The following is a 26,352-nucleotide window of genomic DNA, read 5'->3' on the forward strand; positions in this document are numbered from 1 at the left end:
TTCTTTCGGGAAGGTCTCAACGCCGATTTTTAAGTTATTTGGGGTTCTTTATCGATACCATCATGATTGTTTTTGAATAATCGTTGGACTGCTGGGCAGTTGGATACCCGCTTGGCTAAGTTCGGAAAGATATCGGGCCAAAAATTTGTGAGTGACATCGTACTGGGCCCCATTTTTAGTTGTCATGTTGACCTGAAAAACTAATTTGCCGTCCGGAAGGGTGACGGTCCCAATCAGCTTTGGGGTGCCAATAATTTCGGGAGTCTTAGGGACTTCGCGTTCGTTCACGTGATTGATGATGGAAATGACTTTGTCAATTGGCGTTTCTGGTAAGATTGCTACTTGGATCATGGCTGTCATATTATTACGAGACATGTTGGCAACCGTGGTGATGGTCCGATTCGGGATAAAATTAAGGGTGCCGTCATCGCTGACGATTTGAGTGGTGCGCAAGCCGACCGCCGTGATGGTCCCGCGAATCGTGTTAATTTGAACGTATTCGCCAACTTCCAATTGCTTTTCAAGTAAAATAAAGAACCCACTGACAATATCCGTGACAAATCCTTGGGCGCCTAGGCCGATTGCCAGGCTAAAGACTCCGGCGCTAGCCACCAAAGTACCGACTGGGACACCCAGGGTGGAAAGAACCGAATAGATCCAGAAGAACCAAAGGGCGTATATTAGAACGTTCATGGAGAGGGTGTGAAAGGTGCGGATTCGTTTTTCGGTTACCGTATCCCGATACTTTTCCCGGTAACGGTTAACGAAGTGGTTAATCACCGCTTTTCCAATCTTTCGCCCCAGCAGCATCAGAATTGTGAAAAACAGGATGATCCCAATCTTGACGCTGATAGTCACTAGTAGTTTCTGCCAGTCAATATAGTCAAATAGTTTTTGAAGGTGGATGTTTAGAAATTGAAAATGAATGAATTGCATGATGAGCCGTCCTTATCGTGAAATATACGTCAATACTATCAGAAGTGCATTGCCGGGGTCAATTTTACCTAAAAACCCCTTGTCAAAACGAACAATATCATTGTCAAAGCACTGATGGAATGCTATTCTTAAGTAAAATGTTGCACAAGGAGGAAGAACATGACAGCTGGGCAAATTGCAGGGTTGATTGCGGCAATTGCATTTTTACTTTTCGTCATTTTTATTGGACTTTTCCTATTAAAAGTGAGCCGCACCATTTCCGAAGTCAATACGTCGATTCGTTCAATGACCAGTAACGTGGACGTCATTGCGAAACAAACTGATAAGATTATGGCAACTTCAAATACGTTGGTGAAAGACGTGGATGAGAAGTTGAACATTGTTACCCCGGTTTTCCAAGCTGCTGCTGATCTGGGTGAAAGCGTTTCTGATCTCAATAAAGCAACTCATAACCTCACCAAAAAGGTTGAAAACACCGGTAAGAAGGGTGCCGCCGCTGGGGTTGCGGGGACCTTTGGAAAGACCGCTTGGAACCTTTATTCGAAGCATCGCCACAAGAAGAATCGGGACGTTTAATTAAAACTAAATTGAAAAGGGATGTTATCAATGGGTAAAAAATTAGTTGGTGGTTTATTTGCTGGTTTACTGGGTGCCGGTCTGTACGCGGCTTATCAAAAGATGGACGAAAATCGTAAGCGTCAACTCAAACGTGATTTGCGCGAAAAGACCGACGAGCTCCGCGACCGCGCTGTCGATTATGCGTTTTATGCAAACGATGCTGTCAGCGACTTCAAGGATGCCTTCAAGGATCAAATGGATAGTGCTAAGGATAACGTGAAGGATGCGTCCACGGGATTTGCTGACAAGGCAAAGTCGTTTCAGACCGCCAAAGATAGTGATGACACTGATAATGCTGCTGAGCAGCGGGCTGATCAAGACGATATTATTGTTGACGCCCGGGATGCCTTTAGAGGAGCTGACCAGGAGGATAATGATTCGTCATCGTCAGACGAAACCAACCCATCCTCGTCGGCTAATGACGCCGGGGAAAATCCAACTGGTCAGTCACCAAAGGGGCCAGAAAACGACTAACAGTTCGCTTAGAATTCAAAAGCTGCCAGCCACTGATGATCAGTGGGACGGGCAGCTTTTTGATTTCAAATTTTTTCAGGTAATTGTGGCTTTGGTCAAATAAGTTAACCGTGAAGGATTTATCCGAAGGTTTGCAGCTCTTTAGTGGTGTGAGTAAACGGTTCGTTGCCGTTTTCCGTAATGTGAATACAATCTTCAATTCGAACCCCGGCGACGTTTGGGATGTAAATTCCGGGTTCAATCGAGAAGCACATTCCTGGTTGGAGAACCAAATCGTTTCCTTCCATGATTGAAGGGAATTCGTGCTCGCTCATGCCCATTCCGTGGCCCAACCGGTGATTGAAGTATTGGCCATAGCCAGCTTTATCAATGATATCTCTGGCAACTTTATCCAATTCAGCAGCAGTCATTCCCGGTTTGGCAGCATCTTGGGTGGCTAATTGCGCCTCCAAACACACCTGATAGATGTCCATTGACTTGGCATTGGGTTTCCCAACGGCAATCGTTCGAGTGGCATCACTGATGTAGCCCTGCCAAACGGTTCCGAGATCAAACAATACTAACGCATTATCTTCGATCTTTTTGTCACTGGTGGCACCATGTGGTTCCGCAGCGTGGCTCGCGGATTGAATGAGTGCGGGAAAGCTCAATTCCATGATGCCGTTTTTCATGAGGGCATAGGACATTTCGGCAGCGACCCGTGATTCGGGAATGCCGGCTTTTACAGCTTCAAAGCAGGTTTTGAAGGCAAAGTCATCCCATTTTCCGGCGATTTTAAGTTTTTCGATTTCATCGTCACTTTTAATCATTCGCATTTGGTCGAGCATTGGATCGAGGTTGCTGGAAAAGTCAGCGTTGGGAAATTGTTGCTGAGCCAGTTCCAACCAGGCGACCGAAAGATCGGATTTTTCAATTGCAAACGTGGTTTCATCCGTTTTTCTGGCCCGGATTTGGTCACCGATTATCTGCCATGGCTTTTCGTGATCCAAGTAGCCATATACCGGATGAGTCCAGCCAGAGGCTTTAATGGCTTCGGTTTCAAGAGCCGGTCCGAATAAGAACGGATCGCTCTTCTGAAATACAACCATTAGCAACACGCGCTCAGCCGGATCGCTATAGAATCCACTCAGGTATTGAATGGTCTTGGGATTGCTGATAAGGGCAATGCTTTGATCGTTTTCAGCGAGCCAACGTTGTATTTTTTCAATTTTATCCAATGTTTCCACTCCCTTTAAAAGATTACCCACAGTATATCATACAAAAAAATACCGGATTCCGGTTTATTCGCCGTTTTCACTTGAATTTTCACAGATGATAGTTTATGATTTATTTGAAAACGTTTTCAGTTTGCTGTAATCGGTTTTATTTGGTATATTGAATAATGTTTTGAAAATACGTGAAAACTTAATATATCTCAATGGAAAGGGTTATTAAAATGGATAAACAGACAATTACAATTTATGACGTTGCCAGGGAAGCCGATGTTTCCATGGCAACAGTTTCAAGAGTTGTCAACGGAAATGCAAATGTGAAGCCAGCAACCCGGAAGAAAGTTTTAGACGTTATTGAAAAATTAGATTACCGTCCCAACGCGGTGGCCCGGGGTCTTGCAAGTAAGAAAACCACGACCGTCGGCGTCATTGTCCCCGACGTCACCAACATGTATTTTGCTTCATTAGCCCGGGGAATTGATGATGTTGCCACAATGTATAAGTACAACATTATTTTGACAAATTCTGATTCCAATATTGAAAAGGAAGTTAAGGTTCTGAATACGTTACTATCCAAACAGGTGGATGGGATTGTCTTCATGGGCAATGAAATTTCCGATAAACTGCGTGAGGAATTTAAGCGGACCAAAACGCCAATCGTGCTCGCCGGTTCAGTTGATGAGCAAAACTTGAATCCGAGTGTCAATATTGATTATGTTGCCGCCGTTCAAGAGGAAGTTAAGAACCTGATTGATCGGGGAAACAAACGGGTTGCCTTTGTTTGTGGCCCGTTAGAGCAGGCAATTAATGGCAAGTTTCGTCTGGAAGGCTATAAACGCGCGCTTAAGAGTGCCGGCATTCCCTTCGATGATAAGCTGGTCTTTGAAACTGATGATACATACAAGACCGGCACGCTTCTTCAACCAGCATTGATGTCGGTTAACGCTACTGCCGCGATGGTCACTGACGATGAGTTGGCTGCCGGGATTATGAATGGGATGTCCGACGCTGGGATTACGGTGCCAGATCAATTTGAAGTAATTACCAGTAACGATACCAAACTTACCGAAATGGTGCGGCCAAAGATGTCGTCAATTACCCAGCCGCTTTATGATATTGGCGCCGTTGCAATGCGGCTGTTGACCAAGTTGATGAACAATGAAGAGGTTGATGAAAAGAAGGTTCTATTGCCTTATGGTTTGATGAAACGTGAATCAACCAAGTAAGGATTTTTTCTGGGAATGCTGGTGGTCAATGACATTTGGCCGCCAGTTTCTTTGGGATTTCCTTAGTCAATTCCTGAAAACGATGCGCCCTGATTTTTGATCGCGATCGTTGCGCGTCAGCTTGAATCCGCCGGTGGTATCTGGTAAGATGGTGACGTATGTTTGAAGCTAGCTATTAAATTTTAGAAAAGAGGAGTCAGTATGTCAGGACATTCAAAATGGCATAACATCCAAGGACGGAAAAACGCCCAGGATGCTAAACGTGGAAAAATTTTCCAAAAAATATCACGTGACTTATATCAAGCCGCTAAAGCAGGTGATCCTGATCCAGAAAACAATCCTCAATTACGGTTGGTAATGGAAAAGGCCCGGGCTGCGAATATGCCTAAGGATAACGTTCAGCGTGCAATCGATAAGGCCTCAGGGCTCGGTGGCGCCAAGTTCGAAGAAATTACTTACGAGGGTTACGGTCCCGGCGGTACAGCAATCATGGTTTCTGCTTTAACTGATAACAAAAACCGGACCGCTGCAGCAGTTCGCTCCGCATTTACGCACCACGGTGGTTCATTAGGTGCAAGTGGATCAGTTTCGTACATGTTTGATCGCAAGGGTTATATTGTCATCCTGCGAGATGGTCTGGATAAGACTGAAGATGACATGTTGATGGATGCATTGGACGCCGGTGCCGATGATATGAAGACCACCGACGACGAATTTCAAATTTATACCGACCCATCTTCGCTTGGAGATGTTCGTGATGCTTTGCAAAAGGCTGGTTATGATTTGGATACTGCCGAAGTGCGGATGTTCCCAGAAACAACCACTGAAGTTCCCGCCGATAAGACTCAGCAATACACTGGTTTGATTGACGAACTCGAAAATAATGATGATGTTCAGGATGTCTATGAAGCTGCTGTTCTTCCAGAAAGTAGCAATTAGTTAGGAATCAGCATTTAAGGTGTCCTTGAACCAAATAAGCAACGTCTAAATCCCAAAATTTAGACGTTGCTTATTTTTTTCGCAAAAAATCCGCTAGTTTACGTAATTACCAGTTAAGAGGTGAAAATAATCATGGAAATAAGTGAACAAGTTGCAAAACTTTATCAAGAAGCAACTGCAAAACAGGCCAGCGACATCTATTTTTTGCCCTTCGGTAATTACTACCTGATCAAAATTCGCGATCCCCATGCCATCACAACCTGGCAAAAGGTCACGCCCGTGAAGGCTCGGCGAATGATGAACTATTGCAAGTACATGGCCGACATGGCATTGAGCGAAACCCGCCGTCCGCAAACCGGGTCGATGGCGTGGCAGGATGACAGTCAAACGTATTCGTTACGATTATCAACGGTCGGTGATTTTGCCGGTGCCGAATCACTGGTGATCCGAATTATATACGACTTGAAAGCCATTACGACGTCGTTCTTTAATTCCGAAGCGATTCGTGAGATTAATAACCTTGCAAGTCGGCGGGGACTGGTCATTTTTTCGGGGCCAACCGGTTCCGGTAAGACGACAACAATTTATAATTTGGTTCAACAGAATCTAAGCGACCAGTTTGTGATGACGATTGAAGATCCCGTCGAAATTAAGGAATCCCGTTACCTTCAACTTCAGGTTAACCGTGAAGCGGGGATGGACTATGCGGATCTTATTAAGGTTGGCTTACGGCACCGGCCAGATATCTTTATCATTGGCGAAATCCGTGATCAGGTGACCGCTGAGGCGGCAATTAAGGCCGCATTGAGTGGACATTTGGTGTATGCAACCATTCATGCCCAGGATCCCGTCGGCGTGATTAGCCGGCTGCAGCAGTTGGGGATTAGCGACCATTTTATCGCTCAGGCATTGACCGCGGTTGGTTATCAACGACTGATTCCCACGACTTCCGGGGATCGGCGTGCACTTCTCATGGTTCATGAATATGCCGGTTTGATGGAAATGAAATCTTATGATTGGAGGGCGTGGCAGGATGAACTCAACGACGCGGTTACCAACCACCAAATTACGCGGACGTCCGCGGACCAATACTGGTTTGGTTAAACGCTGGAAGATGGCGACACAGGCAGAATTTTTCAATACGTTAGCGAATCTTCTAAAATCAGGATTTTCGCTCACGGCAGCTCTGAAATTTATGGCCGAAACGGATAATCACCTGAAAAAGGGTGTGGTTCAAATTATGACATCTTTGGAAACCGGGAGTGATTTTTCACAAGCGGTCAGACCCTTAATTGACACGCAGGCCTATTATCAGTTGATGATCGCCGAAACCCATGGGCAACTTGAAAATGTTTTACGGGAGTTAGCCACGTTTAACCGGCTGAAAATGAAGCAGGTTCAGAAAATTAAATCGATGATGGTCTACCCACTATTTCTCGGGGGCATTCTCTTGATTTTGATGATTGTCATTCACTTCTTTATCATGCCCCAGATTGCCGGCCTGCTTCCCAATATTTCCGAGGGTCAGAAGAGTGGGATCAGCCCGGTGGTTTGGGTAACACTGGTTAGCGGAGGCAGCATGCTGCTGGGAATGGGCTGTTACTGGTTTTGCCACCAGACACCACTCGTCAAAGCGGGGATCCTGGTGCGGTTACCACTAGTGGGCCATATTTTTCAACGCTACATTGCCTACTACCTCGCCAGTAATTTAGCGACGTTACTTCGCAACGGACTGAGTCCCAAGGAGATTTTTAAAGTGTTATCGGCCCAACATCGAAATTCCTTGATTTTTGCCTTGGGGCAACGTTTGAATTCAGCTCTAATCAAGGGGTCGTCGCTCAAACGAATTGTGACGGCCAACAAGTTTATTCCAAGAGAGATTGTCACATTTATGAGCTCTGGCGAGACAGTCCCAGAGATGGCTAATTCAATGGCGGCGTATGCCAAATTGATGTTTGAGGAAATCATCAATCGGACCAATCGCTTAATCGGTTTGATTCAGCCGGCCATGTTTTTAATTATCGGTGTGACCATTGTTTTTACGTATTTTCAACTATTATTACCAATTTATGATTCGGTTAAGGAGATGTATTGATGATGTATCAACGCAAAAAGTTCCAAGGTAAAGCAGCGACTCGCAGTGGGTTTACCTTGATTGAAATGACCATCGTGCTGTTTATCATTTCCCTGCTAATTTTGATTATCATTCCCAACTTGGCAAATCAGCGAAAGCATGCTCAAACTGTTCATACGACGGCTATGAAATCAATGGTCCAAGCACAGGTGGATGCTTATCAGAGCCAGCACCCGGATGATCCGCATGTCACGATTGATGACCTCACGCACAATGGGTATTTAACCAAAAAGCAGGCCAACCAAGCCAAGCATGAAGGCATTCGGGTTGCCGCAGATGATTAAGCAGCGTGACGGCTTTACGGTCCTTGAGCTGATTGTTTATCTCGCAGTTGTGACCAGTGTCTTGATGATCAATCTGATGCTGATTTCCTATGTGCGGGAAACTCATCCTGACGAAAAATTATTTTGGCATTCTTTTGGGGACAGTTGGCTTCAAGCGCAGCAGGCGGCAAAAGCTCATGAGTGCAAGTGGCTGGTAGTCGTTGATCAGTCCGAAGTAGTGTTCAAACCATTTAATTCCCGTCTAGATACGGAGGTTGTTAAATTACCTGGGGACTTAATTCCCGCTGCTGCCCGCAAGTTGTATATCAGTCAGGACGGGTTTACGCAACCAACAACGATTAATTGGTATTCACGAAAGGGGAACTTGAAGTATCACCAAACATTTCAATTAGGATGGAGTGGATTTAAAGTTGAACCGGCAAACTAGGGGTGGCTTTACCCTGATAGATTCATTAATTGGTCTTACCATTATTTCAATTTTTAGTATTTTATATATTTCGATGACCACCCAGATGGATCATCGAATTGATGATAGCCAACAAATTATGATGACTGAGAGGCACCATTATGAGACAGCTGTCCGTCAGAAATAAGGATTCTAATCGTAGCGGTTACTTACTTGTTGAAGGGTTGATCAGCCTCATCGTCAGCGTATTGGCAATCTGGACAATCACCGTTATGCTGCTATTCGTGAGTCGTCAAAGTCAAAATCAAACAATTAATTTTTACGCGTATATTCAATTATTGGAATCGCAGCATTATCGATTTCAAACCATTGAGGTCGGTAATGAAGACGTATTGTTGTATAGTCCAGTGACTCATAAACGATATCATATGGCAAAATATCAGAACATGATCCGCCTTACCGGGGTTCATTTAGGGCATATTCGGGCACTGGTTGGTGTCAAGGATGTTGATTGGCGGCGCCAAAACGGTGGATTAATAACCGACGTGACGTTTGCAAATGGGCAAGTCTGCCATGCATACTCGCCCCTGGTGAAACATCATGAATAAGAACCAGCAAGGGTCACTGACGGTTGTCGCCGTCATTTATATCGGTATCCTGGTAACCTGCCTGATTTTTCAATGTGTTTCTTATCAACGGGAACTATCAACGATCCATGATATGACGACTTCTTATCAATTAAAGTCCCACGAGTTAAAGCGCGGTCCAAAATAATGGCGGAACCGTTTAAAGTCGTTCTCAGGCGTTACTGCATGCTCAATTTTGATTTTTTATAAACCTACTTGAATTTGTAAAGCCTTTTCTGGTAGTATTTAATAGTATTATAGGAATTTGTGAAAAGGAGTTGAGTATTCTGGCAGAGGAACAAATCGAACGCTTCTTTAATGTTTTGAATCAGTCATCCGAGATTATTCAAAAGTCTAAGGATCAATCATACTTAGATTCCCTGATAGAAGTGCTAGATACTGTTCAAAGTGGTGATGTACAAGCTCTTAATTTAGCTAAAGCGGATACGACAGCCGTTTCTGACATTTATGCCACCTTTAATCGGGATGATTATGATTCCGAAGTTCTTCGAAAAGCCATTCAGATGGCTGTGTTGAAGGCGATTAAGGTGGATAAGATCCAGGCAAACTATCAAATTACACCGGATACAATTGCCAACGTTGTTGGTTACCTGATCGCAGGGATTTTCAATGGGCACCGCCAGTTGAGTTTATTAGATCCCGCAATGGGAACCGGTAATTTGCTGACGGCCGTTGCCAATCAACTGAGTGACAGTATTGGCGTTAAATTGTCAGTTTCTGGAATTGAGAACGATGACGCGATGTTTGAATTAGCGGCAAGCTCATTTGAACTTCAACATATTCATGCGGAACTTTTCCATGAAGACACAATTCAAAACGTGCTGGTACCAATGGTGGACGTTGCACTGAGTGATCTGCCGGTTGGTTACTATCCGATTGACGCGAATACAAAGGGGTATAACACCCGGTCCACGACGGGGCATTCGTATGTTCATCATTTAATGATTGAATTTGCGATGAATCACGTTAACAAGGGTGGCTTTGGCTTTTTCTTGGTTCCAAGTCAAATATTTAAGACGAGTGAGGCCAAACAACTGTTAAAATGGATGCAGGGCCACGTTTATCTCCAAGGTCTTTTGAACTTACCAACGGAACTGTTTTCAAACAAGGCGTCCCAAAAAGCCATTATGATATTGCAAAATACCGGTGGTGGCGCCAAGCAGGCTAAGCAGATCATGCTGGGCGAGTTCCCTTCCTTTAAGGATCAGACCGCATTTCAAAAGTTTCTAACGGAGATTGATGATTGGCAACGTAACGATCTTTTACAATAATAACAGAGGAGTAATACTACGATGGGAAAATCAATTGCAGTTAACGCTGGTAGCTCAACATTAAAGTACAAATTGTTCCAGATGCCAGAAGAAAAGGTCTTATCAAGTGGTGCCATTGATCGAATTGGGCTGGGATCATCCAGCATTTCAATCAAGTATGGTGATGGCAAAAAGTTTAAAGATACTCAGGATATCAACAACCACGAACAGGCGATTCAGTTAGTACTGGATAAATTGTTGAGCTTGAACATTATCAAGGATTACAGTGAAATCACCGGCGTTGGTCATCGAATTGTTGCCGGTGGCGAAGAATTCCAAGATTCAGTGGTCATCACTGACGATGTTTTGAAGAAAATTGAAGGGCTTACAGAATTTGCGCCCCTTCATGAACCAGCCGCAATCCTTGGCATTAAAGCTTTTAAGAAGATTTTACCCAACGTCATTAGTATTGGTGTCTTTGACACATCGTTCCATACGACGTTGCCGGAAGTTAATTATATGTACAGTCTGCCATACGAATATTACCAAAAGTACAAGGTTCGTAAGTATGGCGCTCACGGGACGAGTTATCGGTACGTTTCTCAGCGGGCAGCTGACATTCTTGGCAAACCACTAGAAGACTTGAAGTTGGTTATCTTGCACTTAGGTGCCGGTGCTTCAATCGATGCCGTTAAGGACGGTAAGTCATTTGATACCTCGATGGGCTTCTCACCGGTTGCCGGGATCACAATGGCAACCAGATCTGGAGATGTGGATCCTTCAGCCCTTCAGTACGTAATGGAAAAGGAAAACATCAAGAGTATGGATGATATGGTTGATATTTTGAACCATAAATCTGGCTTGACCGGGATCTCTGGAGTTTCAGCAGATATGCGGGAAATCGAAGGGGTCATGCACGAAAACCACCGGGCAATGCTGGCTCGGGAAATTTTCAAGAACCGGATTATCCGGTATATTGGTAGTTATGTTGCTGAAATGGGTGGCATTGATGCGTTAGTTTATACTGCTGGAATCGGTGAAAACGACATCATGATCCGTCAAGAAGTTGCCGACAAACTGGGCTATTTCGGCATCAAAGTTGACCCTAAGAAGAATGATATTCGTGGTGAAGAACGCGATCTTTCAGCCGAAGGATCAACTGTTAAAACATTGTTAATCCCAACGGATGAAGAATTGATGATCGTTCGAGATATCGAGCGATTACGGAAGTAAGCCCATTCGGCTTTGTTATGGATATGTTTTCCAGGTTTATGAACTAAGATAATTTGCGAGGCTGATCACAAAACTCTGCGTTTTGTTTCGGCCTCTTTGTTTCAACTATCTTGATTTGTTAATCTGCCAGAGGAGGTTTTTGTTTGGAGAGTCAAAATGACGATCATCAGTTATCACGTGGTCTTAAGAATCGTCACGTTCAGCTTATTGCGCTGGGTGGAACGATTGGGACCGGTTTATTTCTAGGTGCCGGCCAATCCATTCACTTAGCAGGACCGTCAATTATTTTAGCTTATTTACTTGCAGGGTTCGCCTGTTTTCTTCTTATGAGAGCCCTGGGAGAATTACTTTTATCGGATCTCCATGGAAATTCCTTTGTGTTTTTTATTAAAAAGTATTTGGGCGAACGAGCCGGTTTCGTCATTGGGTGGACTTACTGGACATGTTGGATTTCAATTGCAATGGCTGATCTTACGGCCACTGGTTTGTACATCCAGTTTTGGTTTCCAAAAATTCCCGTTTGGTTAACTGGTTTGGTGGTGCTGACAATTCTGTTTGCGGTTAACATCATCGCCGTGTCGGCATTTGGCGAGACGGAGTTCTGGCTTTCAATTATCAAGATTGCCGCAATTATCGCCCTGATTGTAATCGGAATCGTGTTGGTGGCGACGCATTATAAGACGCCTTATGGCCATGCGGAACTATCAAATATCGTTGATGGTGGGTTGTTTGCCAATGGGATTTCCGGTTTTGTGTTGTCATTTCAAATGGTTCTCTTTGGATTTGCGGGAATTGAAATGATTGGAATGACGGCTTCGGAAACTCAAGATCCGGAAGTGACCATTCCAAAGAGTATTAACGAAGTGCCTACGCGGGTGCTCCTGTTTTACGTCGGGTCACTGCTGGCTTTGATGAGTATTTTTCCTTGGCAGCACGTATCGCCCACTTCCAGCCCGTTTGTTCAGGTTTTTTCGGGAATTGGCATTCGCTCAGCCGCCACAATTATTAACTTTGTGGTGTTGACCGCTTCAATTTCTGCTTGTAACAGTTCAATCTTCACCACGGGGCGGATGTTATTTTCACTCACGTTTAACGGGAAGTCCAAGTTTCATCGGACGGTGGGGGTTCTGTCCAAACGCCAAATCCCGTTCAACGCAATTTTGTTCTCGACCGGGGTGATCGCAATGGTTGTCGTCCTCAGTATCCTGATGCCGGGAGATGTATTTAGCTTTATCTCCAGTGTGACGACGACGTGTTTCTTATTTGTCTGGGGAATGATTGTCCTGGCTCATTTAAAATTTAAAAAAGCGGCCAAAAAAACGGGGGCGGCAAAGCAGTTGAAATTCAAAATGCCCCTATACCCATTATCGGATTATTTCGTCTTGGCATTTTTGGTCTTCGTTGGGATTGTGTTGTTACTCAAGACCGAAACATTGATCGCCTTAATTGGTTCAGTCATCTGGTTGGCAGTTCTGTTCTTTGGAAAGGCATTTTCTGATCGCCTGGAGCGGCGGCGATCTTAATTTGAATTGATTCTGTCAGCGTCCCGCCATTGCAATTGGAGTTGGTAATTAAGCGTCATCATTTACCAAGCTCGGAAATTCTTGAGAAAGCTAATTGAATTGACCAGCCAACACTATTTCGGAAAGCGTTGACCACCAGCCTTTCATTTCCCACGATTCACCAACTGGGCGCTGGCTCATGAGACGCCATTTGACTGGGGTGGGTTATGGAGGCGTAGTATAATGAACGTGACCATTTCTGTTGAAAGAAGAATGTTAAATGCAGTATTTTACAGCTGATACTCATTTTTTTCATGAGAGATTACTTGGCATTAGTGAGTTTGCGCCCCGGCCATTTTTAACCGTCGAAGACATGAATGATACCATTATTCAAAATTGGAATCGGCGGGTTGGCACGAATGATACCGTTTATCACCTTGGCGACATTGCGATTTTGCACACCCGTCCGGAAAAGGATGGCTTACAGCAAATCCTTGATGTCTTGAATCAATTAAACGGTCATTTAATATTGGTCAAGGGCAACCATGATTCCCGGGCCCTCTTTAAATATCTCGAAAAAAATAATTATCTCATTAAGGGTCAACCTAAGTTTGCTTTTCATGATGTTGGCGCATTGATTAAGATGAATCATTGTCAGTACTATATGACCCATTACCCAATGATGATGGGGATTGTCAAGCAAATTATTAACCTGCACGGCCACATTCATCATTACTCGGTTCCAATCAAAGAGGATATCAACGTTGGGGTTGATACCCCAGAAGTCAGTTATCTGAAAAAGAAACCACCGTTTGGCACGCCGTTTTCTGAGCAGGAGATTGAGGAAATGGTCGAAGGCAAACGGATTGATTTTTTGAAACGACATTAATGGGTGGGACTATATGACGGAAAAAATAACGATTTTACACACAAACGATCTTCATTCGCATTTTGAAAATTGGCCGCGGATTCGGCGCTACCTTCTGCAAACCCGAAAACAATTAAATGCGCAGGCTGACTCAAGCGTGATTACCGTTGACTTGGGGGATGCCGTTGATCGCGTGCATCCGCTCACCGAAGTCACCAATGGCCAAGCCAACGTTGAATTGTTAAACCAAATTCACTATGATGCCGTAACCATTGGGAATAATGAAGGGCTGACCAACACCCATGAGCAATTAGACGAATTGTACAAAGAAGCCAATTTTGACGTTGTCTTAGCTAACTTATTGGATATGAAAACCAAACTCATGCCCAAGTGGGCTCAGCCGACGAAGATTGTGACGACTCCGCAACACACCCGAGTATTGATTATCGGACTGACTGCGCCGTATACGCTGACGTATCCCATTTTGGGATGGCGGCCAATTGCTCCTGAAAAAATTTTGCCGCGAATTTTGAAGAAGAACGCCGGCAAGTATGACGTTGCCGTTCTTTTATCGCACTTGGGGTTACCTGAAGATCAGATTTTGGCACGCAAATTCCCTGAACTTGACGTGATTATCGGCTCACATACCCATCATCTGCTTGTTCACGGCCTGGTCATTAACCACTCTCTCTTAGCTGCGGCGGAAAAGTGGGGACACTATGTGGGTCGGATCACCCTTAATTTGGATGATCAACATCACATTATTGACCAAAAGGCCGAAGTGGTTAAAACCAGCACCCTGCCCGAAGAGCCTGAAGATAAACGGGAAATTGACGGTTATGAGGAAACTGGTGAAAAACTCCTTGCCCGAAACAAATTAGCGAGAATTGAAACCCCCATGACGACCAGTTTGACAGGGAATTCCCGGCTGGTGAACGAAGGGATTCATGCAATTATGGAGAAGGCCGGCACTCAGGCTGGAATTTTGTCGTCGGGGCTGTTTTTAAGAGACTTACCAAAGGGAATTGTTGACAGAAATCAGCTTCATCAGATGTTGCCACACGCCATGCATGTCATGCGCGTAACGTTAGGTGGCTATGATTTGTGGCGGCTAATTCGTGAAATGGAGAAGAACCGTAATTTCTTAATTAAATTTCCGCAGAAGGGAATGGGATTTCGTGGTAAGGTATTCGGGGAGCTCCATTATGGTGGTTTACGCTATGAGCCCGATACTAGTAGACTTTATTATCGCGAGGAATTAGTTTCGCCGATCAAACAGTATCAAGTTGCGATGCCCGATCACTATTTATTTATCCCATTCTTTCCAACTTTGGAAATTGTTGGTAAAAATGATATTTTGTATGATGAAAGTTTACGGGATGTGTTTGGTGACTATCTTGCCAAGCACTATCCCATCAATGGATGAGAGGGGGAAGTTCGATGGATCGAAAACAATTAGATACGTTGATTGCACAGCGCGATGAGAATCGCCATCCCTTAGCTCAAATAAGGCGGGAAAGTGAAACTGAATTTACGATTAACAATCATAAATACGAAGTCGTGCACAGTTTTAATGACGGATTTAACTTTGAAGAATTTATTCGCCGCTATAACCCGGCACTTAGCCAGTATGATTATATCGTTGGCGATTGGGGTTACGGCCAGTTGCGCCTTAAAGGATTCTATAGTGAAACTCGTGACGAGGTGAAGGGGCCATTTATCACGGCCCTAAATGATTACTTGCTTGAGGATGTTAATTTTGGATCAGCCAACTTTGTGGTTCACAATTTAGAAGCGCGACCGGTCATTCGAAAAGCGACCCATTCGCGCAGCCGCCGTCACTCCGGCCGGAATCGATCACGCAACAATAACTCTCGAAGTAATCCCGGCCGTCAGCAGAATTCCCGGAATCATGACAATCCGCAACATGAGCACCAAAATAATCATGAAAATGAAACCAAACACCGCAATCACAATGGGAATCGTCGGAACCATCGTAATCATGCGTTTGTTGAACAAAAGGTCAAACCAGTCAAACCATCACTGGAAAAGCGGGATAATCTTGTGGTGACTAAGGAAGCCGAGTCGAATAATCATCACTTTATTATTCGTGAAAGTAAAAAATGAGCGAAGGGACCAAGCAATTGAAAAATTACAAGGGTTACTTTATTGATCTTGACGGCACTGTCTATGCTGGCAAGAAACGGATTCCAGCTGCCAAGCGGTTCATTGCCAGCCTTCAAGAACACCACAAACCGTTTTTATTTGTCACCAACAATTCGACCCAGTTACCAAGGGATGTTGTCAAGAATTTAAGCGAAAATCATGATATTCATGTTCAGCCTGAAAATGTGTACACATCAGGAATGGCGACCGTTGACTATATGTTAGCCAACAAGCCCCGTGCGAATCCATCGGTATACATTGTTGGCGAGATTGGCCTGAAGCAAGTGATCTTGGCCAATGGCTTTCGATTAGATTCTGACCATCCGGACTTTGTGGTGGTCGGCCTCGATTCGGATCTTACCTATGAGAAGCTCTCCGAGGCCGTCTTAGCCATTCGAAGCGGGTCAACCTTCATTGGTACCAACCCTGACACAAACATCCCCAAAGAGCGGGGAATGATGCCTGGCGCTGGTTCAGTCGTAAAGTTTGTTGAGTACGCAACTCAGCAGGCACCCATCATGATTGGCAAGCCGCGTCCCCGAATCATTGAGAGTGCGTTAAAAAAAATCGGCCTCGCAAAAGATGAGGTCGTCATGATTGGCGATAATTATAATACTGATATCAAGGCAGGAATGAATGCCGGCATTGATACTTTGCTGGTATACAGCGGCTTGTCGACTCGGCAACAGGTTAGCAAAGAATCAAATTTGCCGACGTATCAAATTGATTCTCTGGATGAATGGCAGGTATAGATCATGACCTATACGATCAAACAAATTGGATATGCGCTGACCGTGTTGCTGGGATGCTTGTCGCTGGCGATCTTTATGACGGTTAATTCGGTTTGGCTTTTTGATCTCAATATGGGGCCGTTGCACTTGGGAGAAGTGACTGGATTAACCCGTTCACAAATGCATGCCGAATATATGCGGATGATCAACTATATCCAAAATCCTTTTAACCATTCGTTAAAGTTTGAGTATTTCCTGAGTTCGAATGCGGGGCTGCAGCATTTTAAGGATGTTCGGCACCTCGTAATGTTCAATAACCTGATGATGGTGATTTTTGTGCCGCTGACGGTCTTCTGCTTGTGGCGGCTCACAAAAAAATCACTGACGTGGTTGCTGATAACCCCTATTAAGGTCGTCGTCAGCTTGTCGTTAGTGATCATTGCAATGATGCTGATTAATTTTGAGCAGGTTTTTATTTTCTTTCATGAATTACTGTTTCGGAATCGTGACTGGATATTTGATCCCAATTCTGATCCGGTTATTAACATGTTGCCGGACACGTTTTTTTTGGAATGCTTCGGCCTGTTTTTTGGGCTGTTTTTGGCACTCAATGTTATGATTTATGTGCTGGCAAAGCGATCGCTTGACGTCAAGCCAAGTGATCGGTAGTGGGTTACTCATCTTTGGTAAGTCATTTAATTATGCGGGTTTCTTCATTAGCAGCCACAGGACTAAATAAACAATGATTCCTGGGAAAAGCGGCGTGAGGGCTAACAATAAAAAGATTAGTCGAGCAACAGTCAGGTTCCAGTTGTAATACTCACTAAGCCCGCCAATTACCCCAGCAATGACGCGGTGTTCTTTGGAACGGTAAATGTTAACTTTCATTGTGATATCCTTCTTTCTGATCATTAATAAATAATTAAGGCTGTTTAACAGAATAGAAAACAGCTTATGATTATGATACACTATTATGTTAGATAAACGAAACAACTAGGAGAATTCTATGTTAACAATAAATATTAATGGTAATTTAGGTAATCAGGAAGTCCAACTTTCTGATAATTCATTTGGTCAACTAGCTGGAATTCGGGTCTTCGGTGGCATTGCCGGTGGCCCCCAAGTCATTCAGTGGACCTTTACATCGACGGGCCATAAGCATGAAGGATTTGTTTATGCTGGAGACTTAGTTGAAGGTTTGGTTATCAATTCAATCACCGGGAAAAATCAGTATAAGGTGCATTTTGTAACCAAATAAAATCAGTGGACGAAAAAGATCACTTGATACATAATGGGACGAAGATTTAAGCTGGCATTTCTGAGCGGTAAATCTTGGTCTCATTCTTTTATAAAGGAGTTTTATTCAATGAGTGCAGGAATCGATAAGATTGCTTTCTTTACATCGCCATACTTTATTGACATGACTGACCTGGCAAATGCTCGTGGGGAGGATCCCAATAAATATTTGATTGGAATTGGTCAGCAAAAGCAAGCGGTGATCCCCCCAACGCAGGATGTGGTGACGCTAGCGGCCAATGCAGCTTCCAGTATTTTGACCCCAGCAGATAAGGCTAGTATCGACATGGTCATTTTGGGAACTGAAAGTGGGATTGATAATTCCAAAGCAGCGGCAATCTACGTTCAATCGTTACTGGGAATTTCTAAAAGGGCCCGATCGTTTGAAGTTAAACAAGCCTGTTACGGGGGAACTGCGGGTATTCAAATGGGGATGGATCATCTCCGCAGCCATCCAACCAGTAAGGTTTTGGTAATTGCCTCGGATATTGCCCGATATGGGTTGAACACGCCTGGTGAAGTGACGCAGGGCGGTGGGGCGGTGGCAATGTTGCTGACAGCCGATCCCCGAATCCTAGTGATTGAAGATAAAACGGCGTTTCATTCTGATAACATTATGGATTTTTGGCGCCCACTCTATCGGCGTGAGGCTTTAGTTGACGGTCATTACTCCAACAATGTGTATGTCGATTTTTTTAATCAAACGTGGCGGGACTATCAAAATCATTATCAACTTGCGATTGATGACTTTAATGCCCTGATTTTTCATTTGCCATATCCAAAAATGGGACTTAAAGCGCTCCGGTCGGTTGTTCATGAGAGTCATCACCCAACTAAATTGATGGCGGCATTTGATGCGGCTAAGACCTATAATTCCCAGGTGGGGAATTTGTACACTGGTTCCCTGTACCTGAGTCTATTGTCGCTGTTAGCGAATGATACGATGCTCAAGCCCCATGATCGAATTGGTTTGTTCAGTTATGGATCCGGGGCCCAGGGTGAATTTTATAGTGCCCGGATTGGGGATGGGGTTAAGTCTGATGATCTCCGCCAGCACCTTAATTCACAGCTGAATAACCGGCAGCAGTTAACGATCGCTGAGTATGAAGCCCTATATAGAACGTCTCTACCACTAGATGGTGGTGACCGCACATTTGACACGCGGACTGATCACAGCCCATATATTTTAAAGGGCCGGATCGATAACCGGCGCCAGTATGAGTATCAAAATGGGGAAACCGGGTAAAAAAAGAGCAGCCAACAAAATAATTTGTTAGCTGTTCCCGATATTGTTCTAGTTAATTTCATTACGATAAAGGCTGACCACTTTTCCAAGAATGCTAACGCGGGTTAGGATAATCGGGGCCATCGTGTCATTTTCGGGCTGCAGTCTGAAATGATCGCTTTCCTTGAAAAATCGTTTGCACGTTGCTTCGTTTTCATCGGTCATTGCAATGACGATATCCCCATTATCAGCGTATGCTTGTTTACGAACAACCACGTAGTCGCCATTTAAAATGCCGGCATTAATCATACTTTCACCACGGATTTGTAGCATAAACAACGGTTGATCGTCAGTTGCTAATTCTGGTGGCAACGGGAAGTAATCGGTTGCTTCCTCAACGGCGAGGATCGGCTCGCCAGCCGTAACGGTTCCCAGAATGGGGATTTGTTTTTGCTTTGGCGCGATCCCTAAGAGGTCCATTCCGGCTGCGGTGACTTCCAGTGCCCGAGGCTTTGAGGGATCCTTTACAATATAGCCCTTTCGTTCTAGTCTGGAAATATGACCATGAACGGTCGAGGTAGAGGAGAGATTGACCGCTTCGCCAATTTCGCGGACGGTTGGCGGATAGCCCTTCTCGTTAACCTTTTCCCAAATATAGTGGAGAATTTTGTATTGCTTACTATCGGAATTTTTTGTCATGATCCGGACACCTCATCAGTTACTTTGTTATTGCATTAATCGTATCATAACCTCACCAAAATTTCAAACACATGTTCGCATTAATTGAAAGAATTTGTTATAATAAGCGCATTGGAGGAATTGTGTAAAATGAATGAAAAAGAAAAGAAGAAACTTCAATCTCAAATTGGTGATAACGTTTTAAAAGAAATTGTTCCCCGGATTAATGAATTGGCTCACAAAGCCAAAAAAGAGGGCTTAACCGAAGTTGAAAAGATTGAACGTGCTGAACTTCGGAAAAAGTACGTGGCCCGATTCCGGGATAACTTTAAAAAACAAGTTGAATTGATGAAAGTTTACGATAAAAATGGCAATGAAGTCACTTCAGATAAAGTGAAAAAGATTCAGCGGCATAAGGGCTTGCGTGATGATTAAGTCAATATTCCGTTGACTTTAAGGGCAATTTTGTAAATTTCCTTTTAATTTTCGTGATAATTGTGTAAAATTAACCAATGAGACTATATAAGGAGGCCTTGTTTTGGCAACTTGGATTTGGATTCTGATTGTTATTGTGGCCTTGATCATTGGTTTGGTTGGTGGCTTTTACGGTGCTCGTAAGTACATGGAGAAGTACTTAAAAGAAAACCCGCCATTTAACGAAGATCAATTGCGGCAATTGATGCTACAGATGGGTCAAAAACCTTCACAAAAGAAATTGAACCAAATGATGCATTCAATGCAAAGCAACGTTGGGAAGAAGTAGGTTTAAGCGACCCGCCAAAAAAGGCTGAGACAGATTTTATTTGTCCCAACCTTTTTATTTTTGTCAATCGAGATCACCACTAGTGCTTCTTTTTTGAGATATCGATATATTCGAATTCTGGATTGACAGCAAAGTCTAGCGCATCAAAAGCTGTTTGCATTTGCTGCTCGATTTCTTTTTGATAATCATCGTTCAGCTTGCGTTTTCTGTCAATGTGGATGGGTTCGCCAAACGCAATTGTCACCCGCTTGCGACTAAAGAGGCGCTTAAAACTGAGCGGTCCCTGGTAAACGGTGGGGACAATTGGGACATTGGCCAATTGAGAAATCAATGCCGCACCGCCCTTTAATTCTTCAGAATGGCGGGTGCCCGATGGAAAGAGGATTAAGGATAGATCCTGCTTGCGAAGGATGCGGACCGGCGTTTTAATTGCGGAGGGGCCGGGATTATCGCGGTCAACGGGAAATGCGTTGGCATGATCCAAAATCCATTTTATAATTGGATTTTGGAAGAGCTCCTTTTTAGCCATAAAACTAAATTTTTTTGGACTGGCTGCCAGGGCAAAGTAGATTGGGTCAAACCAGGTTCGGTGAGGGCCAACCAAAATATAATTGCCCTTCGGGAGCCTTTCTTTGTGAAGATAGCAGGGATTGCCGTTAATAATAAATACAAGGCAGCGAACGATGAAACGGGCAAATGAAAAAAACAATGCCATTTCCTTCTTTCTTTTCTGATAGAATCATATTAACTTAAAAGAGAAGCGTTTGGCAAACAATATCGTGAAGGGCGTAGAAAATATGCATGTAAAATTATATAACGACGAACGAATTGATCAACTGTACAGCCATGATGTTTCGATTATCCAGAGTTCAAATGTCTTTTCGTTTTCCCTGGATGCCGTTCTTCTTGCTGATTTTGCGCGGGTAAGCGGGCAGCGAATCAAACGGGTTGTTGATCTATGTGCAGGAAATGGGGCGGTTGGGCTTTTTTTGAGTGATCGAACTCACGCAGCGATCACGATGGTTGAAATCCAATCACGACTTGCCGATATGGCAAGCCGCAGCGTGGAACTCAACGGTCTTCAGGATCGTATTGATGTGATCAACGACGATTTGAAAAACACCCCTCAATACATCCCGAAGGACTCTGTTGATGTTGTGACATGTAACCCACCATATTTCTTGAATTACGATACCAGCGAGAAAAATCCGAATCGCTATCTGGCAATCGCCCGGCATGAATTGACAACGACTCTGGACGAGGTTGCTCAAACGGCCGCTGATCTTCTCAAAATGAATGCGAAACTATACATGGTCTACCGGCCGGACCGTTTAAGTGACCTTCTGATGAGCCTGCGAAGCCATCGACTGGAACCAAAGCAAATGAAATTAATTCGGCCACGTGTAGACGAGGATGCCAACATGGTGTTGGTTGAAGCTATTAAGGATGGTAAACCTAACGGGCTTAAAGTTTTACCGGATTTAATTACCCACGCCGGCCAGCAATATTCTGATGAAGTGAAGCGAATTTTGTATGGAAACTGATGAAAAATACTATATGTATGTTTTGCTGTGTGAGGATGGGACCCTGTACACCGGATTTACCACTGATGTGGCCCGGCGCTTTTCAATGCATCAATCGGGAAGCGGAGCTAAGTATACCCGTTCTCACAGGCCGATAAAGATTCTGTTCACAAAACAATTCCTCAGCAAGCACGATGCGTTGAGTGCCGAGTATGCCTTTAAGCAATTGTCCCATGCTCAAAAAATCGCCTATATTACCAAAAATGACAAAAGATCTGCTGAATGATCACGCTTTCGGTAGCTAAAAAACGCCAAATATCGGGTTTAAACGTGGTATACTGAACGTAACTTGTTTAGGAGGTAATATTCGTGAAAATTATTGCATATGGCATTCGTGACGATGAAAAACCATACTTGGACAAATGGAGTGAAGAAAATCCGGATGTTGAAGTTGCGTCAACCGGTGAACTTTTAGATGAATCCACTGTTGATCAAGCCAAGGGTGCTGACGGAGTGGTTGTTTATCAACAAAAGCCTTACACTGCCGCAGTTTTGGATAAGTTAGGCAGCTATGGGGTTAAGTTCATGTCACTTCGTAATGTTGGTGTTGATAACATCGATGCTGACGCTGCAAAGCGTAATGGCATTCAAGTCACCAATGTACCAGCATATTCTCCAGAAGCAATTGCTGAATTTACAGCAACTGAATTAATGAGATTATTACGGCGAACCAATACCTTTGATCGTAAGATTGCCCATGGTGATCTTCGCTGGGCACCTGATATCGCTGAAGAATTGAACCAGATGACAGTTGGTGTCTTTGCAACTGGCCGAATTGGTCGGGCTGCAATCCGGATTTATAAAGGATTTGGCGCCAAGGTAATTGCTTACGATATCTTCCACAATCCTGAACTGGAAAAGGAAGGCATCTACGTTGATTCGCCTGAAGAACTGTACGCAAAGTCCGATGTTTTATCCATTCACGCACCTGCTACTAAAGAAAACGAACACATGTTGAACGATGATGCCTTCAGCAAAATGAAGGACGGCGTTTACATCTTGAACCCTGCTCGGGGAATCCTCGTTGATACCGATGCATTAATTCGGGCACTTGATTCCGGCAAAGTTGCTGGGGCTGCCCTTGATGTTTACGAAGATGAAGTCGGTATTTTTAACACTGATTTCGGCAGTTTTGACAAGATTCCTGACGAACGGTTGAAGAACTTGATCAAGCGTGAAAACGTTTTGGTTAGTCCCCACATTGCGTTCTATACCAAACGGGCCGTTCGCAACATGGTTTACTTTGCAATGGACGCTAACAAGTCATTAATTAACACTGGTAAGTCAGACAAACTCGTTAAACTTTAATCTTAATGACCAAAATTAAAAAAGCATCGTTAGAATTCGTAAAAACAATTTTAATGATGCTTTTTGGTTCGAGCAAATAGTTAACTAAGCTTCCGCTGCTAATTCCAGCAACAGCTCCTGCAATTGAGCGCTGTTATTGACCGTTTGATCGGGAATGATTGACGGATCGGCGATCGTGCCGTTATGATTGTTGTACCAAACAGTCTGCCAACCAGCTTTTTTAGCTGGAACGATATCGGTCAAATACGAGCTGCCAACGTAAATCATTTCATTACCATGGAGTTCGAGTTTTCGATTCATTAACGTGAAGATCATCGGATCGGGTTTTCTGGTGTCCGCATCCTCGGATGTGATGATGCGCTCACGACCGAACCAATGGTGAAGTTTTAACCGCATGATTTTGGCTAACTGAATGTCAGTGGCACCATTAGTAATAATCCCCAAAGTGAACTTTTCAGTGAGCTTGTTGAAAACGGTTGTGAGGCCATCGAATAGCTTGATGTTTCGCGTTAACTCGGTATATTGACGACTAAACTGCTGCGCTTTTTGCTGGGTCAGACCATTGAGGGCGAATTCTTTGAATGAGTGGTGAAGACAATGGAAAGTGATCTCCTGCTTAGAAAGTTTTAAGTCTTTTTCTTGGTTACTCTTGGCCTCAACCAACTGTTCCTGTTGTAGGTAGTTACAGTAAAAGTGATCCATGAGATCATCGGTAATTTCATTTGCGAAAACTTGCTTAAATGCGCGTTCAAATGAAGGCCGCGGGTCGTATAAGGTATCGTCAACGTCAAAAACGATGGCTTTAATCATAGTATTCCTCCTCGTCACGAATTAGTATTCTAGCACGTTTGTCACAAATATGACAGTTTCTGTCACATTCTCCAAGGGAAATCGTAAATAAAACTTGCTTTCAATGCCGTTTTTCGCTATACTCTTAAAGGTGTTTTAAATACACACCTAACTGGATGCCTTCGGAAGTGCCGAATCTGAATCGGTTCCGAGTGTAGATGATAGTTGGGGAGGAAAAAACTTATATGGAGGCTATATCATGGCTGTAATTTCTATGAAACAATTATTGGAAGCCGGAGTTCATTTCGGTCACCAAACACGTCGTTGGAATCCAAAGATGAAGCAATATATCTTTACTGAACGTAATGGTATCTACATCATTGATTTACAGAAGACTGTTAAATTAATCGATGTTGCTTATAACTTCATGAAGGATGAAGCAGCAAAGGGCGCTGTTGTCCTCTTTGTTGGGACCAAGAAGCAGGCTCAGGATTCAATTGCTGAAGAAGCAACCCGGGCAGGTCAGTTCTATGTCAACAACCGTTGGCTTGGTGGTACTTTGACCAACTGGAACACTATCCAATCACGGGTTAAGCGCCTTAAAGACCTGAAGAAGATGGGAACTGATGGAACTTTTGATATCTTACCTAAGAAGGAAGTTTCACTGTTAATCAAGCAGCGTGACAAGCTCGAGCGCTTCCTTGGCGGAATTGAAGATATGCCAAAGATCCCTGATGTGATGTTTATCGTTGATCCTCGTAAGGAACAAATTGCGGTTCACGAAGCTCAGAAGCTGAACATCCCGATCGTTGCCATGGTTGATACTAACACTGACCCTGACCAAATCGACGTTGTGATTCCATCAAATGATGATGCTATCCGTGCCGTTCGTTTGATCACTTCAAAGATGGCTGATGCCATTGTTGAAGGCCGTCAGGGTGAAGACGAAGTTAGCGAAGACACCTTTGATAAGGGGTCTAAAGATGATAAGAAGGACCAAAAGTCCGACTCAATTGAAGATATCGCTAATGCTGTTGAAGGCAAAAACGAAAAATAATTAATAGCACTTAGGCTGACTCACTCGCTATGGACCAATTTGGCCTTGGTGATGGGTCAGTTTTTATTTGAAGAATTTATAGGAGGCCACGAAAATGGCAAAAATTTCTGCATCTCAAGTTATGGAATTACGGAAAAAGACCGGTGTTGGTATGATGGATGCCAAGAAGGCACTCGTCTCAACTGATGGTGACTTCGACAAAGCGATTGACGTATTGCGTGAAAAAGGCGTTGCCAAAGCCGAAAAGAAGAGCGATCGAGTTGCTGCTAATGGACTGGCAAACGTGATTGTTAAGGGTAATACCGCCGCAATTATCGAAGTCAATTCAGAAACCGACTTTGTTGCTTCAAGTGATCCTTTTAAAGAAGCTGTTAACCGAATTAGTGACGCAATTGTAACGAATAAACCAGCCGATGTTGAAGCAGCCCTTGCACTTAAAACCGATAAGGGAACAATTCGTGATGATTTAATCGAAACAACTCAGGTGACTGGTGAAAAAGTGAGTCTGCGTCGGTTTGCCATCGTTGAAAAGCAGGATGGCGACGTCTTTGGTTTATACCTGCATAATGGTGGCTTAATTGCTTCCCTTGTTCAATTAAAGGGCGCAGATGAGGCTACCGCTAAGGATGTTGCGATGCACGTTGCCGCAACGAATCCTGAGTACCTCAACAAGGACGAAGTGCCAGCCGATCGTTTGGCACACGAGAAGGAAGTTTTGAAGCAGGAAGCCTTGAATGAAGGTAAGCCTGAGAAGATTGTTGAAAAGATGGTTGAAGGCCGCCTTCACAAGTTCTTGGCTGAGATTTGCCTTGAAGACCAAGAATTTGTTAAGGATCCAGACCAGACCGTTGCCCATTACGTTGCATCGAAGAATGGGTCAATCGTTAAGTTTATCCGCTATGAAGTTGGCGAAGGCATCGAGCAAAAACAACAGAGTTTTGAAGATGAAGTTCGTGACCAATTAGGAAACTAATTTCTAAAAAGGGGCTGGGACAATGTGAAGTGAACCCTGCAAGTTGGACACTTTA

At 43.9% G+C, this 26,352-nt stretch carries 33 protein-coding genes; 27 read left to right on the forward strand and 6 right to left on the reverse strand.

Annotated features, from left to right (window positions below):
* Nucleotides 1-60 precede the first annotated feature (60 nt).
* Entirely contained in the window at nucleotides 61-936 is an 876-nt protein-coding gene (locus FD47_RS01860) for a mechanosensitive ion channel family protein (protein WP_056979982.1), read from the reverse strand.
* Between the two features lie 159 nt (nucleotides 937-1,095).
* Between FD47_RS01860 and FD47_RS01865 the strand changes: the two genes are divergently transcribed.
* Entirely contained in the window at nucleotides 1,096-1,512 is a 417-nt protein-coding gene (locus tag FD47_RS01865; protein WP_054732557.1) for a DUF948 domain-containing protein, read from the forward strand.
* A gap of 21 nt (nucleotides 1,513-1,533) precedes the next feature.
* Nucleotides 1,534-2,028 (forward strand): YtxH domain-containing protein, encoded by a 495-nt coding sequence (locus FD47_RS01870; RefSeq protein WP_054732559.1) that lies wholly within the window; start codon nucleotides 1,534-1,536, stop codon nucleotides 2,026-2,028.
* A gap of 119 nt (nucleotides 2,029-2,147) precedes the next feature.
* On the opposite strand, the gene FD47_RS01875 is transcribed toward FD47_RS01870, so the two are convergent.
* On the reverse strand, nucleotides 2,148-3,245 hold the full coding sequence (locus FD47_RS01875) for a M24 family metallopeptidase (protein WP_054732562.1): 1,098 nt from the start codon (nucleotides 3,243-3,245) through the stop codon (nucleotides 2,148-2,150).
* 218 nt (nucleotides 3,246-3,463) lie between these two features.
* On the opposite strand from FD47_RS01875, the gene ccpA reads away from it, so the two are divergent.
* The 16 genes from ccpA to FD47_RS01950 all read left to right on the forward strand — a co-directional run bounded on the left by ccpA (nucleotide 3,464) and on the right by FD47_RS01950 (nucleotide 17,294).
* Nucleotides 3,464-4,465, forward strand: a complete 1,002-nt coding sequence (ccpA, locus tag FD47_RS01880) for a catabolite control protein A (RefSeq protein ID WP_054732565.1) — start codon at nucleotides 3,464-3,466, stop codon at nucleotides 4,463-4,465.
* 201 nt (nucleotides 4,466-4,666) lie between these two features.
* Nucleotides 4,667-5,404, forward strand: a complete 738-nt coding sequence (locus tag FD47_RS01885) for a YebC/PmpR family DNA-binding transcriptional regulator (RefSeq protein ID WP_056979983.1) — start codon at nucleotides 4,667-4,669, stop codon at nucleotides 5,402-5,404.
* A gap of 132 nt (nucleotides 5,405-5,536) precedes the next feature.
* Entirely contained in the window at nucleotides 5,537-6,508 is a 972-nt protein-coding gene (gene comGA, locus FD47_RS01890; protein ID WP_054732568.1) for a competence type IV pilus ATPase ComGA, read from the forward strand.
* Nucleotides 6,438-7,499 carry a type II secretion system F family protein gene (locus FD47_RS01895; RefSeq protein WP_054732570.1) on the forward strand — a complete coding sequence of 354 codons (1,062 nt, stop codon included), beginning with the start codon at nucleotides 6,438-6,440 and terminating at the stop codon, nucleotides 7,497-7,499. Before comGA ends, FD47_RS01895 begins: the two co-directional genes overlap by 71 nt.
* Complete coding sequence (gene comGC, locus FD47_RS01900; RefSeq protein WP_138467060.1) at nucleotides 7,499-7,822, forward strand: competence type IV pilus major pilin ComGC; 324 nt, start codon at nucleotides 7,499-7,501, stop codon at nucleotides 7,820-7,822. Before FD47_RS01895 ends, comGC begins: the two co-directional genes overlap by 1 nt.
* Nucleotides 7,806-8,249 (forward strand): type II secretion system protein, encoded by a 444-nt coding sequence (locus FD47_RS01905; RefSeq protein WP_056979984.1) that lies wholly within the window; start codon nucleotides 7,806-7,808, stop codon nucleotides 8,247-8,249. The genes comGC and FD47_RS01905 overlap by 17 nt, the downstream gene beginning before the upstream one ends.
* A 140-nt stretch (nucleotides 8,250-8,389) precedes the next feature.
* Nucleotides 8,390-8,836 carry a competence type IV pilus minor pilin ComGF gene (locus tag FD47_RS01910; protein WP_054732574.1) on the forward strand — a complete coding sequence of 149 codons (447 nt, stop codon included), beginning with the start codon at nucleotides 8,390-8,392 and terminating at the stop codon, nucleotides 8,834-8,836.
* Entirely contained in the window at nucleotides 8,829-9,002 is a 174-nt protein-coding gene (locus FD47_RS15610; RefSeq protein ID WP_169790554.1) for a hypothetical protein, read from the forward strand. The genes FD47_RS01910 and FD47_RS15610 overlap by 8 nt, the downstream gene beginning before the upstream one ends.
* A 130-nt stretch (nucleotides 9,003-9,132) precedes the next feature.
* Nucleotides 9,133-10,146 (forward strand): class I SAM-dependent methyltransferase, encoded by a 1,014-nt coding sequence (locus FD47_RS01915; RefSeq protein ID WP_056979985.1) that lies wholly within the window; start codon nucleotides 9,133-9,135, stop codon nucleotides 10,144-10,146.
* A gap of 21 nt (nucleotides 10,147-10,167) precedes the next feature.
* Nucleotides 10,168-11,358 carry an acetate/propionate family kinase gene (locus FD47_RS01920; RefSeq protein WP_054732576.1) on the forward strand — a complete coding sequence of 397 codons (1,191 nt, stop codon included), beginning with the start codon at nucleotides 10,168-10,170 and terminating at the stop codon, nucleotides 11,356-11,358.
* A 143-nt stretch (nucleotides 11,359-11,501) separates the two neighbouring features.
* Complete coding sequence (locus FD47_RS01925; protein ID WP_054732579.1) at nucleotides 11,502-12,881, forward strand: amino acid permease; 1,380 nt, start codon at nucleotides 11,502-11,504, stop codon at nucleotides 12,879-12,881.
* A gap of 259 nt (nucleotides 12,882-13,140) precedes the next feature.
* The gene (locus FD47_RS01930) at nucleotides 13,141-13,749 is read left to right on the forward strand and encodes a metallophosphoesterase (protein WP_008214843.1); all 609 of its coding nucleotides are present in this window, start codon (nucleotides 13,141-13,143) and stop codon (nucleotides 13,747-13,749) included.
* 13 nt (nucleotides 13,750-13,762) lie between these two features.
* Entirely contained in the window at nucleotides 13,763-15,154 is a 1,392-nt protein-coding gene (locus FD47_RS01935; protein ID WP_054732582.1) for a bifunctional metallophosphatase/5'-nucleotidase, read from the forward strand.
* A 14-nt stretch (nucleotides 15,155-15,168) separates the two neighbouring features.
* Complete coding sequence (locus FD47_RS01940; RefSeq protein ID WP_056979986.1) at nucleotides 15,169-15,855, forward strand: YutD family protein; 687 nt, start codon at nucleotides 15,169-15,171, stop codon at nucleotides 15,853-15,855.
* The gene (locus FD47_RS01945) at nucleotides 15,852-16,646 is read left to right on the forward strand and encodes a TIGR01457 family HAD-type hydrolase (protein WP_171034974.1); all 795 of its coding nucleotides are present in this window, start codon (nucleotides 15,852-15,854) and stop codon (nucleotides 16,644-16,646) included. The genes FD47_RS01940 and FD47_RS01945 overlap by 4 nt, the downstream gene beginning before the upstream one ends.
* Before the next feature lie 3 nt (nucleotides 16,647-16,649).
* Entirely contained in the window at nucleotides 16,650-17,294 is a 645-nt protein-coding gene (locus tag FD47_RS01950; RefSeq protein WP_054732585.1) for a TIGR01906 family membrane protein, read from the forward strand.
* A gap of 30 nt (nucleotides 17,295-17,324) precedes the next feature.
* On the opposite strand, the gene FD47_RS01955 is transcribed toward FD47_RS01950, so the two are convergent.
* Nucleotides 17,325-17,513: a PspC domain-containing protein gene (locus tag FD47_RS01955; protein WP_040538031.1), complete on the reverse strand. Its 189-nt coding sequence runs from the start codon at nucleotides 17,511-17,513 to the stop codon at nucleotides 17,325-17,327.
* Nucleotides 17,514-17,631: 118 nt separating this feature from the next.
* Here FD47_RS01955 and FD47_RS01960 point away from each other — a divergent pair, with 118 nt between their 5' ends.
* The gene (locus FD47_RS01960; RefSeq protein WP_008214836.1) at nucleotides 17,632-17,883 is read left to right on the forward strand and encodes a hypothetical protein; all 252 of its coding nucleotides are present in this window, start codon (nucleotides 17,632-17,634) and stop codon (nucleotides 17,881-17,883) included.
* Between the two features lie 108 nt (nucleotides 17,884-17,991).
* A complete protein-coding gene (locus tag FD47_RS01965; RefSeq protein ID WP_054732588.1) occupies nucleotides 17,992-19,167 on the forward strand; it encodes a hydroxymethylglutaryl-CoA synthase in 1,176 nt (391 codons plus the stop codon).
* Nucleotides 19,168-19,215: 48 nt separating this feature from the next.
* Here FD47_RS01965 and lexA read toward each other — a convergent pair whose 3' ends face one another.
* Nucleotides 19,216-19,845, reverse strand: a complete 630-nt coding sequence (gene lexA, locus FD47_RS01970) for a transcriptional repressor LexA (protein WP_054732591.1) — start codon at nucleotides 19,843-19,845, stop codon at nucleotides 19,216-19,218.
* A gap of 129 nt (nucleotides 19,846-19,974) precedes the next feature.
* Between lexA and FD47_RS01975 the strand changes: the two genes are divergently transcribed.
* Both FD47_RS01975 and FD47_RS01980 read left to right on the forward strand, forming a co-directional pair.
* Nucleotides 19,975-20,259 carry a DUF896 domain-containing protein gene (locus FD47_RS01975; protein WP_054732594.1) on the forward strand — a complete coding sequence of 95 codons (285 nt, stop codon included), beginning with the start codon at nucleotides 19,975-19,977 and terminating at the stop codon, nucleotides 20,257-20,259.
* A gap of 103 nt (nucleotides 20,260-20,362) precedes the next feature.
* Nucleotides 20,363-20,587 carry a YneF family protein gene (locus tag FD47_RS01980; RefSeq protein WP_008214829.1) on the forward strand — a complete coding sequence of 75 codons (225 nt, stop codon included), beginning with the start codon at nucleotides 20,363-20,365 and terminating at the stop codon, nucleotides 20,585-20,587.
* A 79-nt stretch (nucleotides 20,588-20,666) separates the two neighbouring features.
* Here the strand turns inward: FD47_RS01980 and FD47_RS01985 are convergent, their stop codons facing one another.
* Nucleotides 20,667-21,296: a lysophospholipid acyltransferase family protein gene (locus FD47_RS01985; RefSeq protein WP_056979987.1), complete on the reverse strand. Its 630-nt coding sequence runs from the start codon at nucleotides 21,294-21,296 to the stop codon at nucleotides 20,667-20,669.
* 88 nt (nucleotides 21,297-21,384) lie between these two features.
* Here FD47_RS01985 and FD47_RS01990 point away from each other — a divergent pair, with 88 nt between their 5' ends.
* The 3 genes from FD47_RS01990 to FD47_RS02000 all read left to right on the forward strand — a co-directional run bounded on the left by FD47_RS01990 (nucleotide 21,385) and on the right by FD47_RS02000 (nucleotide 23,478).
* Complete coding sequence (locus FD47_RS01990) at nucleotides 21,385-22,131, forward strand: tRNA1(Val) (adenine(37)-N6)-methyltransferase (protein ID WP_054732596.1); 747 nt, start codon at nucleotides 21,385-21,387, stop codon at nucleotides 22,129-22,131.
* Nucleotides 22,121-22,396 carry a GIY-YIG nuclease family protein gene (locus tag FD47_RS01995; RefSeq protein ID WP_054732598.1) on the forward strand — a complete coding sequence of 92 codons (276 nt, stop codon included), beginning with the start codon at nucleotides 22,121-22,123 and terminating at the stop codon, nucleotides 22,394-22,396. Before FD47_RS01990 ends, FD47_RS01995 begins: the two co-directional genes overlap by 11 nt.
* A gap of 83 nt (nucleotides 22,397-22,479) precedes the next feature.
* Nucleotides 22,480-23,478 carry a D-2-hydroxyacid dehydrogenase gene (locus FD47_RS02000; RefSeq protein WP_054732601.1) on the forward strand — a complete coding sequence of 333 codons (999 nt, stop codon included), beginning with the start codon at nucleotides 22,480-22,482 and terminating at the stop codon, nucleotides 23,476-23,478.
* A gap of 84 nt (nucleotides 23,479-23,562) precedes the next feature.
* On the opposite strand, the gene FD47_RS02005 is transcribed toward FD47_RS02000, so the two are convergent.
* Complete coding sequence (locus tag FD47_RS02005) at nucleotides 23,563-24,288, reverse strand: HAD family hydrolase (RefSeq protein WP_054732604.1); 726 nt, start codon at nucleotides 24,286-24,288, stop codon at nucleotides 23,563-23,565.
* Nucleotides 24,289-24,526: 238 nt separating this feature from the next.
* Between FD47_RS02005 and rpsB the strand changes: the two genes are divergently transcribed.
* Together rpsB and tsf are read left to right on the forward strand one after the other, a co-directional pair.
* Complete coding sequence (gene rpsB, locus FD47_RS02010; RefSeq protein WP_008214819.1) at nucleotides 24,527-25,324, forward strand: 30S ribosomal protein S2; 798 nt, start codon at nucleotides 24,527-24,529, stop codon at nucleotides 25,322-25,324.
* A 94-nt stretch (nucleotides 25,325-25,418) separates the two neighbouring features.
* Nucleotides 25,419-26,297 (forward strand): translation elongation factor Ts, encoded by an 879-nt coding sequence (gene tsf / locus FD47_RS02015; protein WP_054732607.1) that lies wholly within the window; start codon nucleotides 25,419-25,421, stop codon nucleotides 26,295-26,297.
* Nucleotides 26,298-26,352: the final 55 nt, after the last annotated feature.

This window comes from Lentilactobacillus parafarraginis DSM 18390 = JCM 14109 (assembly GCF_001435895.1).
Classification (GTDB): domain Bacteria; phylum Bacillota; class Bacilli; order Lactobacillales; family Lactobacillaceae; genus Lentilactobacillus; species Lentilactobacillus parafarraginis.

Excerpts from the sequence above, each read along its gene's own strand:
- FD47_RS02005 (WP_054732604.1), bottom strand. The coding sequence starts at position 24,288 with ATGATTAAAGCCATCGTTTTTGACGTTGACGATACCTTATACGACCCG.
- FD47_RS01920 (WP_054732576.1), top strand. The coding sequence starts at position 10,168 with ATGGGAAAATCAATTGCAGTTAACGCTGGTAGCTCAACATTAAAGTAC.
- FD47_RS01995 (WP_054732598.1), top strand. The coding sequence starts at position 22,121 with ATGGAAACTGATGAAAAATACTATATGTATGTTTTGCTGTGTGAGGAT.
- FD47_RS01950 (WP_054732585.1), top strand. The coding sequence starts at position 16,650 with ATGACCTATACGATCAAACAAATTGGATATGCGCTGACCGTGTTGCTG.
- FD47_RS01860 (WP_056979982.1), bottom strand. The coding sequence starts at position 936 with ATGCAATTCATTCATTTTCAATTTCTAAACATCCACCTTCAAAAACTA.
- FD47_RS01935 (WP_054732582.1), top strand. The coding sequence starts at position 13,763 with ATGACGGAAAAAATAACGATTTTACACACAAACGATCTTCATTCGCAT.
- tsf (WP_054732607.1), top strand. The coding sequence starts at position 25,419 with ATGGCAAAAATTTCTGCATCTCAAGTTATGGAATTACGGAAAAAGACC.
- FD47_RS01955 (WP_040538031.1), bottom strand. The coding sequence starts at position 17,513 with ATGAAAGTTAACATTTACCGTTCCAAAGAACACCGCGTCATTGCTGGG.
- rpsB (WP_008214819.1), top strand. The coding sequence starts at position 24,527 with ATGGCTGTAATTTCTATGAAACAATTATTGGAAGCCGGAGTTCATTTC.
- FD47_RS01930 (WP_008214843.1), top strand. The coding sequence starts at position 13,141 with ATGCAGTATTTTACAGCTGATACTCATTTTTTTCATGAGAGATTACTT.
- FD47_RS01885 (WP_056979983.1), top strand. The coding sequence starts at position 4,667 with ATGTCAGGACATTCAAAATGGCATAACATCCAAGGACGGAAAAACGCC.
- FD47_RS01965 (WP_054732588.1), top strand. The coding sequence starts at position 17,992 with ATGAGTGCAGGAATCGATAAGATTGCTTTCTTTACATCGCCATACTTT.
- comGA (WP_054732568.1), top strand. The coding sequence starts at position 5,537 with ATGGAAATAAGTGAACAAGTTGCAAAACTTTATCAAGAAGCAACTGCA.
- FD47_RS01940 (WP_056979986.1), top strand. The coding sequence starts at position 15,169 with ATGGATCGAAAACAATTAGATACGTTGATTGCACAGCGCGATGAGAAT.
- FD47_RS01870 (WP_054732559.1), top strand. The coding sequence starts at position 1,534 with ATGTTATCAATGGGTAAAAAATTAGTTGGTGGTTTATTTGCTGGTTTA.
- FD47_RS01865 (WP_054732557.1), top strand. The coding sequence starts at position 1,096 with ATGACAGCTGGGCAAATTGCAGGGTTGATTGCGGCAATTGCATTTTTA.
- lexA (WP_054732591.1), bottom strand. The coding sequence starts at position 19,845 with ATGACAAAAAATTCCGATAGTAAGCAATACAAAATTCTCCACTATATT.
- FD47_RS01960 (WP_008214836.1), top strand. The coding sequence starts at position 17,632 with ATGTTAACAATAAATATTAATGGTAATTTAGGTAATCAGGAAGTCCAA.
- ccpA (WP_054732565.1), top strand. The coding sequence starts at position 3,464 with ATGGATAAACAGACAATTACAATTTATGACGTTGCCAGGGAAGCCGAT.
- FD47_RS01990 (WP_054732596.1), top strand. The coding sequence starts at position 21,385 with ATGCATGTAAAATTATATAACGACGAACGAATTGATCAACTGTACAGC.
- comGC (WP_138467060.1), top strand. The coding sequence starts at position 7,499 with ATGATGTATCAACGCAAAAAGTTCCAAGGTAAAGCAGCGACTCGCAGT.
- FD47_RS01910 (WP_054732574.1), top strand. The coding sequence starts at position 8,390 with ATGAGACAGCTGTCCGTCAGAAATAAGGATTCTAATCGTAGCGGTTAC.
- FD47_RS01895 (WP_054732570.1), top strand. The coding sequence starts at position 6,438 with ATGAACTCAACGACGCGGTTACCAACCACCAAATTACGCGGACGTCCG.
- FD47_RS01975 (WP_054732594.1), top strand. The coding sequence starts at position 19,975 with ATGAATGAAAAAGAAAAGAAGAAACTTCAATCTCAAATTGGTGATAAC.
- FD47_RS01945 (WP_171034974.1), top strand. The coding sequence starts at position 15,852 with ATGAGCGAAGGGACCAAGCAATTGAAAAATTACAAGGGTTACTTTATT.
- FD47_RS15610 (WP_169790554.1), top strand. The coding sequence starts at position 8,829 with ATGAATAAGAACCAGCAAGGGTCACTGACGGTTGTCGCCGTCATTTAT.